Origin of the sequence: Chryseobacterium sp. KMC2, from assembly GCF_016756935.1 — a bacterium.
Classification (GTDB): domain Bacteria; phylum Bacteroidota; class Bacteroidia; order Flavobacteriales; family Weeksellaceae; genus Chryseobacterium; species Chryseobacterium rhizosphaerae.
This window is the reverse complement of sequence record NZ_JAESIT010000004.1, coordinates 205,567-221,377: the sequence shown is the minus strand read 5'-3', so window position 1 is coordinate 221,377 and position 15,811 is coordinate 205,567. Positions and strand designations below refer to the sequence as shown.

16 protein-coding genes are annotated in these 15,811 nt (G+C 38.3%); 3 read left to right on the top strand and 13 right to left on the bottom strand.

Features of this window, described 5'->3' with window-relative positions:
* Window positions 1-322: 322 nt before the first annotated feature.
* The gene (locus JML65_RS06700) at window positions 323-1,555 is read right to left on the bottom strand and encodes an MFS transporter (RefSeq protein ID WP_202270299.1); all 1,233 of its coding nucleotides are present in this window, start codon (window positions 1,553-1,555) and stop codon (window positions 323-325) included.
* A 121-nt stretch (window positions 1,556-1,676) separates the two neighbouring features.
* On the opposite strand from JML65_RS06700, the gene JML65_RS06695 reads away from it, so the two are divergent.
* Window positions 1,677-2,534: a helix-turn-helix domain-containing protein gene (locus JML65_RS06695; RefSeq protein WP_237390799.1), complete on the top strand. Its 858-nt coding sequence runs from the start codon at window positions 1,677-1,679 to the stop codon at window positions 2,532-2,534.
* A gap of 60 nt (window positions 2,535-2,594) precedes the next feature.
* Here the strand turns inward: JML65_RS06695 and JML65_RS06690 are convergent, their stop codons facing one another.
* The 10 genes from JML65_RS06690 to JML65_RS06645 form a co-directional block, all read right to left on the bottom strand.
* Window positions 2,595-3,557, bottom strand: a complete 963-nt coding sequence (locus tag JML65_RS06690) for an alpha/beta hydrolase (protein WP_410669002.1) — start codon at window positions 3,555-3,557, stop codon at window positions 2,595-2,597.
* Window positions 3,558-3,785: 228 nt separating this feature from the next.
* Window positions 3,786-4,724 (bottom strand): EamA family transporter, encoded by a 939-nt coding sequence (locus JML65_RS06685; protein ID WP_202270297.1) that lies wholly within the window; start codon window positions 4,722-4,724, stop codon window positions 3,786-3,788.
* A 3-nt stretch (window positions 4,725-4,727) separates the two neighbouring features.
* Window positions 4,728-5,891 (bottom strand): MalY/PatB family protein, encoded by a 1,164-nt coding sequence (locus tag JML65_RS06680; protein WP_202270296.1) that lies wholly within the window; start codon window positions 5,889-5,891, stop codon window positions 4,728-4,730.
* Window positions 5,881-6,756: a DUF3737 family protein gene (locus tag JML65_RS06675; RefSeq protein WP_202270295.1), complete on the bottom strand. Its 876-nt coding sequence runs from the start codon at window positions 6,754-6,756 to the stop codon at window positions 5,881-5,883. Before JML65_RS06675 ends, JML65_RS06680 begins: the two co-directional genes overlap by 11 nt.
* A 356-nt stretch (window positions 6,757-7,112) precedes the next feature.
* Complete coding sequence (locus JML65_RS06670) at window positions 7,113-7,862, bottom strand: SDR family NAD(P)-dependent oxidoreductase (protein ID WP_202270294.1); 750 nt, start codon at window positions 7,860-7,862, stop codon at window positions 7,113-7,115.
* A gap of 42 nt (window positions 7,863-7,904) precedes the next feature.
* Window positions 7,905-9,083: an NAD(P)-dependent alcohol dehydrogenase gene (locus tag JML65_RS06665; protein ID WP_202270293.1), complete on the bottom strand. Its 1,179-nt coding sequence runs from the start codon at window positions 9,081-9,083 to the stop codon at window positions 7,905-7,907.
* Between the two features lie 38 nt (window positions 9,084-9,121).
* On the bottom strand, window positions 9,122-9,580 hold the full coding sequence (locus tag JML65_RS06660; RefSeq protein ID WP_202270292.1) for a cyclophilin-like fold protein: 459 nt from the start codon (window positions 9,578-9,580) through the stop codon (window positions 9,122-9,124).
* Window positions 9,581-9,585: 5 nt separating this feature from the next.
* Window positions 9,586-10,062: a cyclophilin-like fold protein gene (locus JML65_RS06655; RefSeq protein ID WP_202270291.1), complete on the bottom strand. Its 477-nt coding sequence runs from the start codon at window positions 10,060-10,062 to the stop codon at window positions 9,586-9,588.
* Between the two features lie 14 nt (window positions 10,063-10,076).
* Window positions 10,077-11,006: a cyclophilin-like fold protein gene (locus tag JML65_RS06650; protein ID WP_202270290.1), complete on the bottom strand. Its 930-nt coding sequence runs from the start codon at window positions 11,004-11,006 to the stop codon at window positions 10,077-10,079.
* Between the two features lie 185 nt (window positions 11,007-11,191).
* Window positions 11,192-11,752, bottom strand: a complete 561-nt coding sequence (locus JML65_RS06645; protein ID WP_202270289.1) for a DapH/DapD/GlmU-related protein — start codon at window positions 11,750-11,752, stop codon at window positions 11,192-11,194.
* Between the two features lie 530 nt (window positions 11,753-12,282).
* On the opposite strand from JML65_RS06645, the gene JML65_RS06640 reads away from it, so the two are divergent.
* Together JML65_RS06640 and JML65_RS06635 are read left to right on the top strand one after the other, a co-directional pair.
* Window positions 12,283-12,510 (top strand): hypothetical protein, encoded by a 228-nt coding sequence (locus JML65_RS06640; RefSeq protein WP_202270288.1) that lies wholly within the window; start codon window positions 12,283-12,285, stop codon window positions 12,508-12,510.
* Window positions 12,511-12,956: 446 nt separating this feature from the next.
* A complete protein-coding gene (locus JML65_RS06635; protein WP_202270287.1) occupies window positions 12,957-13,919 on the top strand; it encodes a hypothetical protein in 963 nt (320 codons plus the stop codon).
* Window positions 13,920-14,006: 87 nt separating this feature from the next.
* On the opposite strand, the gene JML65_RS06630 is transcribed toward JML65_RS06635, so the two are convergent.
* Together JML65_RS06630 and JML65_RS06625 are read right to left on the bottom strand one after the other, a co-directional pair.
* On the bottom strand, window positions 14,007-14,894 hold the full coding sequence (locus tag JML65_RS06630) for a hypothetical protein (protein ID WP_202270286.1): 888 nt from the start codon (window positions 14,892-14,894) through the stop codon (window positions 14,007-14,009).
* A 194-nt stretch (window positions 14,895-15,088) separates the two neighbouring features.
* Window positions 15,089-15,730, bottom strand: coding sequence for a hypothetical protein (locus tag JML65_RS06625; RefSeq protein WP_202270285.1), 642 nt, complete (start codon window positions 15,728-15,730; stop codon window positions 15,089-15,091).
* Window positions 15,731-15,811: the final 81 nt, after the last annotated feature.

The following is a 15,811-nucleotide window of genomic DNA, read 5'->3' as shown; positions in this document are numbered from 1 at the left end:
CCATTTAGCTTGACTCTGTTAATTCAACTGCACTACGATAGTCGGGGTGATAGGATGGCTTAAACTTAATGTAGCCGTAATTATGTAGTTCCTTAAAATATTTATGATATGTGGGCGTTGTATAGATATGGGACATGACCATGAGTTTACTTCTGCCAACCCGTATTATTTTGCTCAATAGGCTAATCTTGTTATGGCAAGGAGAAGTTAAAAGGCATTCAAATCTTACAGTACACAACAAAATTAAATAATCTGCTGTGTACTCATGTTACATTTATTACAATTAAAATGTCAGTTATCGAACCTTTATGTCTTAAAGCTGTTACTTACTATCGGTATATGAACTAAGCGTTCCCTGAAGTTTTTCTGATGACTTGATTATAATCGTCCTTTTGCGGAATGCAATCATTGCTGCTAATGTGCCAACAACAGCACAGCAGATGCTGAAAGTAAATACACCATTTGTACCTGCTAAATCAAAAGTAAATCCACCGACTGAAGCCCCGATTGTAATGGATAGCTGTATGACCGCAATCTGTATACCTCCTGCGCTTTCGGCCTCATCAGGTACGGTGCGTGTCAGCCAGTCTACCCAACCCACCTGTATCACTCCAAAGAACATTCCCCATAATGCTACCAATATTGTTGCAACGATTACCAGGTTACCAAAAGCCATAAGCCCCAATACGGAAACACTCATTAATAAAGCCGCAAGAATTAACGAACGGTTCATATCCCATTGCAAAGGGTAACGTGAAAAGGTAGCACCTAAAAAGTTAGCTATTCCGAATACCAGTAACACCAAAGTCAGTGAATTGCCGTGAACATCTGTTATGGTTTCGAGGAATGGTCTTAAATAAGAAAAGAAAATAGCGTAGCTCATAAAAACAAAAAATGTGGCTGCCATTCCCGTTTTAATTTTGGGACGGGTAAATATCCTGAACAGAGACCTCAATTTTGTCGGACTTCCATTTGGCATGGATGGTAATGAACTTAGCTGCCATATAAAAGATATTACACCAATTATCGCTGTAATAAGAAATACGTTTCTCCAGCCAATGTGCATTCCGAGGAAGCTGCCAAGCGGTGCGGCGAGGACTGTTGCAACAGATACAGCTCCAAAGATGATAGATAAGGCTTTGGGAACAAGGTTTTTGGGAACTAACCTCATTGCAGTAGCCGCAAGCATTCCCCAGCAGCCCCCAATGCCGATACCCAATAGCACCCGCCCAATCAAAAGCACAGTGAAATTTGGAGAATAGGCAACCAGCAAATTTGAAACAGTAAGCAATACACTGAACGACATGAGTACCCATCTCCGGTCTATGCGTTGTGTCAGCAATGCCGTGAACAAGCTGGCCACCATCGCAACAGCGGCTGTCACGGATATTGCCTGACCTACTACACCCTCGCTCACGCCCAAATCAGATGCCATAGGAGTTAGCAAACTTGCGGGCAGAAACTCCGCTATTATAAGCCCTGCTACTGCAAGAGCGATTGAATTTACCGCATTCCATTGCGGCTGTACATTTATTTCTGTAGTCTTATCTTCCATTTATTTTCCTGTTAATAATAACTGGAGCAAAATTACCAAGACGATTGTTCCGTTATGTTATAAATTATACAGGTATAATGTCAAATATTACCTATTTTTGTAAGCAACTTATATTACTGTTATGATGCAGCCCGAAGAAACGCAAAAAATAATACTATTGAAAGCCCCTTCCGTGGAGCAATTTCCGGAAGATTTTCAGTCACGTTATCACACCCATGTCTATTGCCAGCGGGGCAACATCAAATTCAGGTTCAATAACCAGGTCTTTGGATGTAAAGCAGGGGAGTTTATTTTTTGGCTTGCAGGTAGTGAAGTTTCAGAAATATCACTATCCAAAAACTTCATGGCAACAATACTGTTTGTGGAAAAGGATTTTCTCATGGACAATCTTCCTAACCTTACTTTAGGCATAGATTCGATTGTTCACCATCGGATAAACCCGCTATTGCACCCGGATAAAGAAGACAGGGAAAAAATCTTAAAAAATTTTCAATTAATCTATGAAAGGTTTGAAGATACCGACCATCGTTTTTATGTTGAAGCCCTGAAGTTACAAATGCAACTGTTTGTACTGGAAATGTGGAGCATTTTTGCAGGGCAGCTTGATAGGCGTAGGCGTTCCATACAGTCGGGAACATTGTATGAAAGGTTTGTACAACTGGTGGAAGAACATTGTATGAAAGAACGAGAGGTACGGTATTACAGCAATGAATTAAATATCACGCCTAAATATCTGAACCAGATCTGCAAGGCGAATACAGGTGTTACTGCTTCCCAATGGATACAACGCTATACGAAAGAACGGATTATCGTTTTGCTGCGGGATAAAAACCTGATTATTTCCGAAATTGCAGATGAAATGGGGTTTTCGAGCTACTCATTTTTTACCCGATATGTAAAAAAGGTGCTGGGCATAAGTCCGAGCGAATACAGGCAGCGGTTACAAGAAGAGGCAGCTAACAAAAGGACAAAAAAATAAGACTGTCATTTTTTGTTTGACAGCCTTATAAAAAATTTATCGAAAGAGGATTAAATTTCTTTACTTCAAATTATCCGCAAAGAATTTTTCCAGTTTATCAAATGGAATAATATCAACCTTGTCATACAAATCCACGTGAACAGCATTAGGAATTATGATTAACTCTTTCGGTTGGGAAGCTGCTTTAAAAGCGTCTTCGCTGAAATAGCGTGAATGTGCTTTTTCTCCTGCAATCATCAAAATCGGTCTTGGGGAAATCTCTTTGATATAGGTTAAAATGGGCATATTCATAAAAGACAAGGCATTTGTCGCATTCCATGCACCTGTTGAGTTTAGAGAACGCTCGTGAAACCCTCTTGGTGTACGGTAGTAATCGTGATATTCCTTAACAAACTGCGGTTCATCGCCCTTTAGTTTTTCTGCGTTTAATATTGCTCCGGGCTGGAATATTCCTGCTTCTGCATCTTTCCACCTTTGTTCACCCAATTGCTCTAAAACTTTAGTACGTTGTTCCAATGTTACAGCATCATTATAGCCTTTTGACATTACTCTTGTCATATCATACATACTGGTTACTGCAACGGCTTTAACACGTTTGTCTACAGCAGTGGCATTTAAAGCGAAACCAGCCCAGCCACAAATTCCGATGATACCAACTTTGTTCCGGTCAATATTTTTCTGTATGCCCAGAAAATCTATTGCCGCACTAAAATCCTCTGTGTTGATGTCGGGCGAAGCAACGTTACGAACTTCGCCACCACTTTCTCCTGTGAATGAAGGGTCGAATGCAAGAGCCACAAAGCCACGTTCTGCCATCTGATTGGCATACAAACCCGAAGACTGCTCTTTCACCGCACCAAATGGCCCGCTAATCGCCAACGCAGGTAGCGGCTCATTGCCGGGATTTTTCGGCGTATACAAATCGCCTGTCAGTGTAATGCCGTAACGATTTTTGAATGTTACTTTTTGACGTGTTACTTTATCGCTCAACTTAAATGTATAATGTTCTTCTGTTTTACTCATTGGTTCTGATTTTTTTGTTTCCTCATCCGTTTTTTGCGCTTGCTGACAAGAGCCTAAAATCATTAAGACTGCTGCCATTACTATTGTTAATTTCTTCATCTTATTTCTTTTTTTAAATTACTAGAATGTAGTAGTTTATATTTTTTAAACAATACAAAGTTAAATACCAAAGGTTGTATCTATGCTACATATTTTACCGTAATAATGTCAGATATAGAACCTTATTCTTTACAACTCTTTCTTCTGTTTTTTTAATCCTATGATGCTTACGCTTGATAGAATGATGATAAGCCCGATTATTTGAAATGCCGATACCTGTTCGTTTCCAATTCCAACGCCAATCAGAATAGCTATTACAGGATTGACGTATGCGTGTGTGGCTATTTCGGTTGCGGGGCGAATCTTTAAAAGCCATATATAGGCTGAATAAGCTAATATTGAACCTAATAAAATCAGATAGAGTAATGAGAGCCAAGAGGAACTTGAAACCTGCACCCATTGGATTGTGGTTGTTTCGCCTGTAGAAAAGGCGAAAATCCAAAACATAACACTTGCAAAAAGCATCTGCCATGCCGAACCTGCAAAGGCGTTTACTTCTTCGCTTTTTGATGAACGGTATTTGGTATAAAGCGTTCCAATCGCCCACGAAATACAACCGATAACCAATAAAAGAATACCGTAGTGCCGATGTTCGTGTGTTACTGTATCATAACGAAACTGCTCTATATAAAGCATTAAAACACCGAGAAAGCCGATAATAATTCCCGAAATTGTCCGTAAACTGCTGAAATTGGCTTTCCACATTCTTACATCAAGTGCCATTATCCAAATGGCTGTAGAGCTTGCCACAATAGCAACCAGGCTACTGCTGACGTACTTTTGTGCGAGCATGACGACTGCCATATCAATAAAGAGCAATACAATACCGCTAACCGCAGATTTTTGTATCAGCGTTTTGCTGAATACAGGCTCACCCTTAAACCAGCACCAAAGCAATAAAAGCAATCCGGCAGAAGTGAAACGCAATGCTCCGAGTAAAAACGGCGGCAGCCCTTTGAGGGCAACACCAATGAAATAGTAGGTTGAACCCCAAACAACAAAAATCAGGAAGTAAGCAATGATAATACCCAATGCTGATACACCTTTTGTGTTCAGTTCCTCCTTCATTAGCTACTGCTGTTTTAGTAAATCGTACATTTTTTCTAATCCCTCTATAAGTAGCTGACGTGGGCAGGCGATATTAATGCGGATGAACCGTCCTTCCTTATCGCCATACATCGAACTGTCATTGAGCCACAGCTTTTGTTCCTGCAATAGTTTTTCAATAATTTCCGTACTCGGCATTCCCACCGCTCTGCAATCCACCCAAACCAAATAGGTTGCCTCTAATGGCAGTACGCATAAATGGGGCAATTGCTCCTTAAAGAATTGTAAAAGCATCTTATAATTCTCCCGCAGGTATAGTTTTAATTCCTCCAGCCATTGCTCCCCTTCATTATAGGCCGCTATAAGGGCTTCGACGGCAAAAACATTGATTTCGCACACTTCGTTTATGTTGAGTGCCTTGTCGATTTTCTTTCTGAAAGTTTCGTTTTCGGCAACGATATTGGCGACCTGGATACCTGCCATATTAAAGGCTTTGGTCGGTGCAATGCAGGTAACGGAGTTTTTCAAAAATGTTTCGCTGATTGATGCAAACGGCGTGTATTTGTAGCCCTCGTAGGTCAAATCACAATGAATTTCGTCTGATACTACGATAACATTATTGCTGAGACAGATTTCCCCGATGCGTGTCAGTTCTTCCCGTGTCCATACCCGGCCAGCTGGATTGTGCGGATTACAGAGCAGCATCAGTTTTACGTCAAAGTTTGCCGTTTTCCTGTCGAGGTCTTCAAAATCTATGCGGTATGTTCCGTTATCCAACACAAGTTCATTTGTTACCAATCTGCAATCGTTGTTTCGGATGCTCGAGAAGAAGCAGTTGTAAACTGGCGATTGTACCAGCACTTTATCGCCTGCTTTTGTCAAGGCTTTGATAATGGCAGACAAGGCAGGAACTACACCCGAAGTAAAAAGAAGCCAATCTCTGTTTAGGCTAAAACCGTGTCTTCTGTCAAACCACGAAATGGTCGCCTCGAAGTATGCCTGTGGAACTTTGGTATAACCGAAAATTCCGTGTGCTGCTCTTTTTATCAAAGCATCTATAACAGGCGGTGCGGTGCGAAAATCCATATCGGCAACCCACATTGGCAAAACGTCCTCGTCTTTTGCCGTGTCCCATTTGTAAGAGTTGGTGTTCCTGCGGGGTATTATCTCATCAAAATTATATGGCATCGCATTCCTCTGTTACACATTCTCCGGTTTCGATGATTTCACAAGCTCCGGGATTTCTGTAGTTCTCGTCCAAAATAATTTCGCCAATGCTTTTGGCTTTGATAACTCCGCTCAAAGGATTTTTAACACTTATGATATGGTTGGTAATTTCGGCGTTTACGCTGCTGTACTCAAATGAAAGATTACAGTCGTCCATAAACTCGCAGTTTTCCAAAACAAGGTCGGTGCAATAGCAAAATGGCTGCTCGCCTCCGATTTTGCAATTTACCAATCGCAGGTTTTTGGAATGCCAGCCTAAATACTCACCAATGATTACCGAATTATAAACCGTTACATTTTCGGTTTTCCAAAAAGCATCTTTACTGTCAAGATAGGCGTTTTTAATCACGATATTTTTAGCACCATCGAAAGAATAATCGCCCTGAAGTTTAAAACCTTCAATCTCGATATTTACACAGTTCATAAAAATATAGGGCGCTTCTTTGGCTTCAACATTTTTGATTTTGATGTTACGGCAGCTCCAAAGGGTTTCGCCTGCGTTAGGGAATTTTACGTTTTCAAGCTCGATACCATCTACTTCACGGAACATTTTAGGAGCTTCGACAACGCTGTCAATCATTCGGATATTTTTTGAATGCCAAATGGCAGCACGGCTGTAAACGGTAAACAAACTATTTTTGATAATTGAATTGTCGTTATGCCAAAACGGGTATTTGCACATGAAAGTGCAGTTGTCTGCTTCAATATTGGCGGCTTCTTTCAAAGCCGATTCGCCGGGATAAAACTTTACATTATCCAGTTTAAGGTTTTTTGAACCGTATAGAGGGCGCTCTCCCTCATAAAATCTATTGCTGATTGTATCCATATCTCTTTTTACTTATAAATGACCAGTATACAAAGCTATTGGCTCTATTGTATATGTATGTTACAGATTGTACCGTTAAAATGTCACATATAAAACCTATTGCGTTAAAGAATGTTAAATTAAGTATCTGCTTATTTTAGAAAGGGTTTGAAGTCCGTATCGGGTGGGTCTTCTTCCATCATTTGTTATTGGCGAGTTCTGTTATTATTCCAACTGTTAATGTTCTTTATGTTATTACAAGCGGAGGCGAAAAAGTTTCTAAATAAAAAAATGGCGATGGTATTTGAACCATTGCCATTTTTTATTTTAATCTGTTTAGTGTTATTTTTCTGTTTCGCCTGTTCTAAATGAGTTTCTTAAACAATGCTCAAACCTCCATCCACTGAAATAGGCTGACCTGTAATATAGCTTGCTGCCGGACTAAAGAGCCACAATACGACTTCTGCGATTTCTTCAACCTTACCCAATCTTTTAATGGGTGTACCGTTCTTAAATGTCTCTTCCGAAAACTTGCCGCTTTTTATCATATTGTCCACCATTGGGGTTTCAATAGTACCGGGGCAGATTGCGTTAATCTGAATACCATGTGATGAGTATTCTACTGCCGCACCTTTGGTCAAACCCAAAACGCCGTGTTTTGCAGCGTGATAGGTAGAAAGACCCAATCCACCTACTAATCCTCCAATGGAAGAGTTGTTGACAATAGCACCGCTGTCCTGCTTTTTCATTTGCTGTATCTCGTATTTCATACATAGCCAAACACCTTTTAGGTTGATGTTCATCACCCGGTCGTATAATTCTTCGGACACTTCGTCAATAGGTGTAACGGGCATCATAATCCCTGCATTATTGAAAGCTGCATCCAATCTTCCGTACACCTCAACGGTTTGTTCAATCATTGCTTTTACTTCTACATCTTTACTTACGTCACATTTAATGGTAATGGCCTGTCCGCCTTTGGTTGTAATCTCATCCACTACCGATTGTGCAGCTTCTTCAGAAATATCCGACACAGCCACTTTCGCACCTCTGCTGCCAGCCATAAGGGCTACAGCCTTTCCCATACCACTTCCGGCTCCGGTTACTAATACTACTTGTTCTTTCATGATATTTACTTATTCTTTATTACTGAATTAATCAAACTTACGTTAGAAAGTTGTCGCATCTATGACGTAACGGTAACGAGCCTGATTATTGACTACTTTATCCCAGGCATCATTGATTTCTTCTGCCTTAATTACTTCGATTTGCGGGTATATTTTATTTTCGGCACAATAATCCATCACTTCCTGTGTTTCAGGAATGCCACCGATGAGCGAACCGTTAAAGTTTACCCTGTTGAAAATCATATTGAAATTATTGATGGTGAGTTCGCCATTAATAGGTTGCCCCACTTGCGTGAAAAATCCGTATTTCTTTACACAATCAATGTAAGGGGACATTTCGTAGGCATAGGGAACCGTTGAAATCATAAAGTCGAGTTTGCCTTTGTACGGTTTTAAATCTTCCGCCGATTTTACCACAATTACTTCCTTCGCACCAAAGCTTTTGATGTCTGCAATTTTGGACGGTGAAGTGGTAAATGCATAAACATCCGCACCTTTGGATACCGCTAATTTTACAGCCAAATGCCCCAATCCTCCAATGCCAATCACACCAATTTTGTCGCCTTTTTTAAATTTCACTTTCATCATTGGAGAGTAGGTGGTAATTCCGGCACAAAGTAATGGTGCAGCATATTTCAAGTCGATACTTGTTGGAATTTTAATTGCAAAATGTTCCGTAACCACGATGTTGTTAGCATAACCACCCTGCGTAATTCCAGATGGTGATGACCCTTCGGGAGAGCCATAAGTCCCTGTCATTCCTACTTCGCAATGATGTTCTTCTCCATGTTTGCAACTTTCACATTCCATACAGCTATTTACCATACAGCCCACACCAGCTTTCTCGCCCACCTTGAATTTGGTCACATTTTTGCCAACGGCGGTAACGATGCCTGCAATTTCGTGTCCCGGAACCTGTGGATATTGCTGCTTGCCCCAATGCCCTTTAATGGTATGGATATCCGAATGGCAGATACCCGAATATTTTATTTCAATTAAAATATCGTTTTCGCCAACAGGTCTGCGTTCAAATGTCCACGGAGCCATTTTACCCGTTGTGTTTCTTCCTGCGTAACCTTTTGATTTTATATTATTGCTCATATTATTGTTGCTATTGGTTTGAGAAAAAAGGTTTAGAGGGCTTACAAGCATCAACCCTGCACCTGCGAGACTTGTTTGCTGAATAAATTTCCTCCTGTTGAGATTGTTTTCCTTTTCCATAATTCAAATATTATTAACTGCGTTTGTGATTGACTTTCTTATTCTAATTCAAACTTAACATTTACTGTCCCGGAGCCTAATGCGGCTGCGTAACCTGATGTATTATCTACCTTTCCAATTCTCGTATAGTTATAAGACGTTGAGAATGATTTGTAGAATAAAACCAATGTACGGCTGCCGTAAAGCATAATATCTCCGTTCTGTATAGAGCCGGGATTTCCAGCGTTGGATGGAAGATTATTAGGGAAGTCGTAAAATTTTTCATTATTGTTCAGTTCGCCCATATTCATAGTAAGCGGCAGCATTGCTTTGAATGCGCTTGCAGTGGCGTTATCATAAAGCGAAGCGCTAAAGACGGAAGAACCAACTGTTATTTTCAGCCTATCACCGGAAACAGGGTCGTTTATAATCGGGTCATCATCTTTACTGCAACCTACAAAGGATAATGTAAATGTTAGAGCAACTATCGCTACAAATAATCTTTTAATATTTTTCATACTCTTTATAATTTTTCCAGTTCAAACGTAACCGTTACATCTCCCGAACCCAATGCAGATGCCAACCCTGTTGCATCGTTTACTTTTCCCAATCTCGTGTAACTATAAGAGGTTGTAAACGTTTTGTAAAATAACACCAATGTGCGTGAACCAAACAGCATCAAATCGCCGTTTTCGATAGTACGGGGATTTGATGAATTTGTTGGAAGACTTTTCGACAGGTCTGTATGTTTTTCGTTGCGAAGATGGTCTGCCATTTCTAAAGTCAAAGGCAGCATTTTCTTAAATTCTTGTGCCGATTTATTGTCTGCAAGTGTGGCTGTAAAGGTTTTTGAGCCAACCTTTATTCTGATTTTCATCGTTTCCATTTTGTCTCCTGTTTTTTGCTCTGTTCCTGAACTTTGATTATTGTTTCCACAGGCTGACGCACTGCTGCCTAGTACAGTAATTAAGAGTGCTGTTAAAAAAAATAGATTTTTCATATTTTCTGTATTTTTTAATCCAATTCATATTTTACGGTTACGCTTCCCGAACCTAAAGCGGCAGTCAGACCCGTAGGGTTATTAACCGTCCCAATCCTTGTGTAGCTGTATGAAGTGTTGAATGTGGCATAAAACAGTACCAGTGTGTTTGAACTGTATAGCATCAAATCGCCGTTTTGTATCGTACCGGGGTAGGTGTGGTTTGAAGGAGGATTACTTGGCAAACTGGCAAATTTTTCCACTCCACCCAATTCACTCATATTAAGCGTAAGTGGCAGCATTGCTTTAAAGGCGGTTGCCGTTGCATTATTGGCCAAAGTTGCATTAAACACGGTTGTACCTACGGTTATTTTAAGTTGATTGGAACTTGATGTAGCATTCCATTTGGCATAGAGGGTAACATTACTATTCAGCGTGTAGCTGCTTCCTCCGGCGTAATCTGTCCCTGTACCATCAGCACTTGTGTTCCAGCCAGCGAAGGTATGACCGCTGCGACTGAACCCTGTTCCGCTGTTCAGTGTAACGGTCGTTCCTCCGTTTTGGGTAACAGCTGAGGGGGCTGTACCACTTGTTGCTCCATTGGTGATGTAGGTAAGTGTATATTGTGTAGTGCTTACTGCTGTCCAGTTTGCATAAAGGATAACATCGTTCGCCAACGTATAGCTGCTGCCTCCTGCATAATTAGTTCCTGTACCGCTGGCATTGGTATTCCAGCCTGCAAAGGTGAAACCGTTTCTGCTTAACCCTGTTCCGTCATGCAATGAAATATTGGTTCCACTTACCTGTGTAATGGCAGTGGGCGTAGTTCCGCTTGCTCCATTGGTATTATAGGTCAGGGTTGAGCGGGTGATAGCAGGGTCATCATCTTTGCTACAACTTGTAAAACAGATGAAAATTGTCAGTAATGCTATAAGAGATATAGCCAGATTTTTAATATTTTTCATTCTTTACCGTATTAAATTAGTCACCATGTTGCTTAAACTATTCTTACGCCATTGGAAGAACGTTCAAAACACCGCTAACGGCAACAATACAAAGGTAAAGTTTGAAGGCTGTTTGTATGTTACAGATTTTACAGTGATAATGTCACATATAATACCTGTAACATACTTTTGTTTAATTCATTCAATTAAATCTCCTTAATGATTTTTGCAGGAATACCACCTACAATTGTATTATCAGGAACATCTTTGGAAACAACGGCTCCTGCGGCTACCACAGCATTTTCACCAATTGTCACTCCCTGTAGAACGGTTGCACCAGCGCCAATCCAGGCATTCTTCTTAATATGAATAGGTTTGGGGATTAATGAGTGTCGTTGTTCGGGCGATAGACCATGCCCCTCTGATAATAGACTTACTTTTGGCGCTATTAGCACGCCGTCTTCAATGGTAATTCCTCCCAAATCAAGGAATACACAATCAAAGTTGATAAATACGTTTTTCCCGATTTTTGTATGCTTTCCATAGTTGATGTACAGGGGAGTGAAAACGGCAACGCTTTCATCAATTTGCGAACCTGTAATTTCGCTCAATAAACGCCTTACTTCGTTCGGGTCGGCTGTGCTGTTCATCTGAAGCAGCAACTTTTTTGTTGCAAAAGATGCCTCCCGCATTTTATAGGCTTGTGGGTCGCCCGGTAAAATAACCTCACCGTTTTTTAACCTTTCAAATATGTCTGTTGTTTCCATAGAATTAGATTTTTGTTATACAAATTTAAAATAAAAGTCTTGCAGTCGTGTTACTGTAAGGCTCAATTACCATTTCTGACGGACTTGTTATTTTAATTTACTAATGAGAGTTTACTCTTATTGCATTAAGTGCTGTGAATTGGGGTCGTTTTTAATGCGCTCAATTTCAATCGATACAATATTCAGAATGTCCAGCTTTAGCTGTTTGTAACTGTTCTCGATTACCAGCTTATAAAAGGAATGTAAAGTAGGATATTTCTTTTTATTTTCTTTCTTTTCCGAATTGAGTTTGTAACTGGTTAAAGAAAAACAGAGATTCTGTTACAACTTCCCTTAATCTAGGTACTCAAATTGTGTTCATAGTTCTGGACTTTGTCATAGAAAATAAAAGTAAGAACATTTTTAAAATTGAAAGCAGCGGGACTTGTAGGTATTTATTCATAAGCGTTAGCAGGTAGTTTTGATAATGGTGCTACATATCAAAAATTTGATTCAAATGCTATAATTGCTACCAAAAAAATGAAATTACTATGGACACTATCAAACTCGAACAGGCAATTATTGATCTTACAGGACATAAAGTACCAGTTTTAAAAAATGGACTTTATGATCGGTTCCGCTCAAATCAGCCTGTATCTGTTATTGGAAAAGAAAGAAGGATATTGATCTTAGCTGGTTCAAGACCATCCAGATACAGAAAAAGGACGTTGGATGGGTGGCGATATCTACAAAGATCCGAACCATACTTTTTTAAATAGTATAAAACCTCTATAGTAATCATTTACAATTTACTGCCATGATTCTGACAAATGAATATAAATAGTTGGTTAAAGCAATGAAAAAACTTCAACATTAGGTTCTATGGAATATTGAAGTTAAGTTGGTGTCATTAATTATTGCTGCAACAATTCAACAGTACTTCGATACCCAGAGTGGTAGGAAGGAATATATTTAATATACCTGTAATTCTGAATTTCCTTAAAGTATTTATGATACGTTAAACTAGGTAAATAAAAATATAAATAATCTGAAATATTTCTTGATACTGTAAAATGAACTGTATCAGAATGATAAATTAAAGATTTATTTTAGATATTCATTATGAGTATCAACAAGAAATAATTTGATTTTTTAGCGAATTGATAAGCAATAAATTATAATTCTTTATTGTTATTAATCTATCTAAACAATAAAATTTATGCTTATGGAAATAGATCTTATGGAAATACTTTTAGAAGGAAAACACAGCTTTGAATTTCAGGACTACTGTGAAAGATATTTTGATGCTGTTTATGGAACAGACTTTCAGCGGGTAGCTTCCTATGGAAATAATGGAGATGGGGGTAAAGATGGATACATTTCAGAAACCAAAGAATATTTTGCTATATCTTCTAGAAGCGATGTCAAAACAAAGATCAGGCAGGACTTTGTCAGCTGTGTCACTAAAAATTACAATATTGAAATTTTCAATTTTGTTACTAATCGAATTTCTACTTCTGATGAATTGGCTGTGGTTGATAAATTAAGAATGGATAATCCAGGCATCAAAATTAATGTGATCACCCATAAACATATGGCGGCTAAAATAATGAAGATGCCTAGCCAGCAAATTAGGGCAATACTTTGTAGATCTGTGGATTTTCAGGATGATCATACAGTCTTTTTCACAGCAGATGAAAACAAGAAGATATCATTTCCTTTCTTGCAGTCGGTCAAAGATTCTTATCCTTATTATCTAATGGTACTGGTACTATTTATTTTGGTGATAGGGATTGGAGTATATTATCTATTTTCGTCAAATGAGCGTGTCTGGAAAATTTCAATGATGAGTTTGCTTTGTACTCTTCCAGTATTCTTATATTTTTTTAAAGATAAACTGCAAAAAAACAAATTCCCACATAAAATTTTATACTTGGTTTTGGGTGAAAAATTGCCTGTAGAGAGAGAAGTTTTGTTTGATGAACAATCACATATTTCAATTCGCAGAAATGCACCTTGGCATTTTACTTTTAACATAAGATCTGCTAATTGTATCAAAAAGGGATGTAGTGGGAAGGTTTACTTATATCGGTCTGAGCAATATAACCTCATTGGACGATGTGAAAATGATAAGATCAACCATGTTTATAAAGTTGACAGTAATTTTTATGGTGATTTGCTTTTGTAATAACTGATTTGTTAGACCAAATAGAAAATTAAAATACATTTTGGAGACTCCTGATAAAGAGGATGAATAGAAACGCTTAGATTTTATCTAGGCGTTTAAGGGAATCACATTATTTGGATCAGACTTGTCACGGAACTCAAATCTGTTTAAATCAACAACAAATGTCGTTCCCTCGATCAATAGCTCCAATTGTCCCAGCTCATTCCTGTTAGCCGGTATAATCTGGCTAATTTCATCGAGACTGTACGCAAGATCGTATTCAAGCTTTAAGTCATGGTATATGAGACCGAATTTAAGTGGTAAATTTGTAGCATGGTTTTTCCCTATTGGGTCAATTGTTCGTACGTCTGGAATCTCTACAAGCCTTACCGTTTCAGTATTCATGACACTTTCCTTTTTGAGATCAATAACGCGTCCGCTTATGGGTTCATATAATATATTATATGTTCTATTTTTGTCACTGTAATAATCTCCCAACCCTTTGAGCTCAATATCAGGTTTTCCCTCAATGGACCAGAAAATATCATTTTCAGGATCAACAACATATTGATTTCCGCAGATGTTCACTTTGACAGGATGACCATCAATTCTCTTGTTGTAAACTTCTTGGTTGACCATTAATTCAAAGTCAGTTTTCTCCATCATATCTTTGGTAGTACACCCATACTTCTGACTGAAACCCAAAGGATCAATTTCAGTAATCCGTGGTATTTCAACAATAACGCTGGTCTCAAAATAAGGATCAAGGATTATTTTTCCAGTGTCATCAAAACTGGGATCGATCACGATAAAATCATGATTTTTAGACAATGGGCTATAATTAAAGGAATAGTGTGTCCCATGATCTTTCATATAAGCAAAGCTGATAGCATTGCTTGGATTCTCTTTTTCAATTAACGCAAGCCTGTCAATATCAAATTGAAAAATTGTTTTCTCAATTTCAACCTCCGGTAATTTTCTGTTTTCTTTATCCATAATAATTTGATTTATTTTATGGGTAAAAATGACCTGAAAATTAATGGCTTAATATAAACATGAATTCTATGGAAATATTTGGCGTTTACAGGCATTATTTTAGTTCAATACATTAAAATTGAACGGGTAGATGACACACTATATGCTGAATATTTTTTGTTGATAGTTTCTTTGGTGGTCTCAGGTAAGGGGCTTTAAATCTTAGGGCTATTTCGTTTTTTATGACTCATAATTTCGTTTGCTCTAGGTGAAATTCGCATCTTTTTAGTCTCTTTAGGTTTTCGGAAATGATACAGTTTCAAATATTCTCTTGTTGTCAAAAGCTTGCTGTTAAGCTGAGTTTTATTGATTATTGATGGTTCATCCATTACTAAATCAATATGTTTAATTGCTTCGCTTACACCAAATTGAGTTTTTTTACCAGACTTTTGATGTTCGGGGAACAATGGAGTAATTATCTTAAAACCATATGAAAATTTAAGCTTTTCATAAACAATGGTTAAATTTCCATTTTTATAATCTGCAATCAAATGATTTTTATACTCTTTCCAGGCAAATCTTTCATCATTATCATATATAGGAACTGATGTAGGTATATCTAACCTTGCAAGTTCAAATTCTTTATTAAGGAGAGTCTTGACATCTATCATCTGCTCGGTTGCTTCTGCAGTGTGTTCCATCTTTAAATCATGATAAAACAATTGGAGTTTCCCATTAGATTCACATCCGTTTATTATGGCTAAAGGATCTAAATTACTTATCATTGGAATCTTATAAACAATAAAATTTTTAACAGTTTGATCATATAAAACATCAACGATCTGATTATTTTCCATATTGAAATACAAGTAATAGGAATCATCATCATCAATAAAATAGTCATAATAGTAATATGCTAGGTGGATATCGTTCTCAGG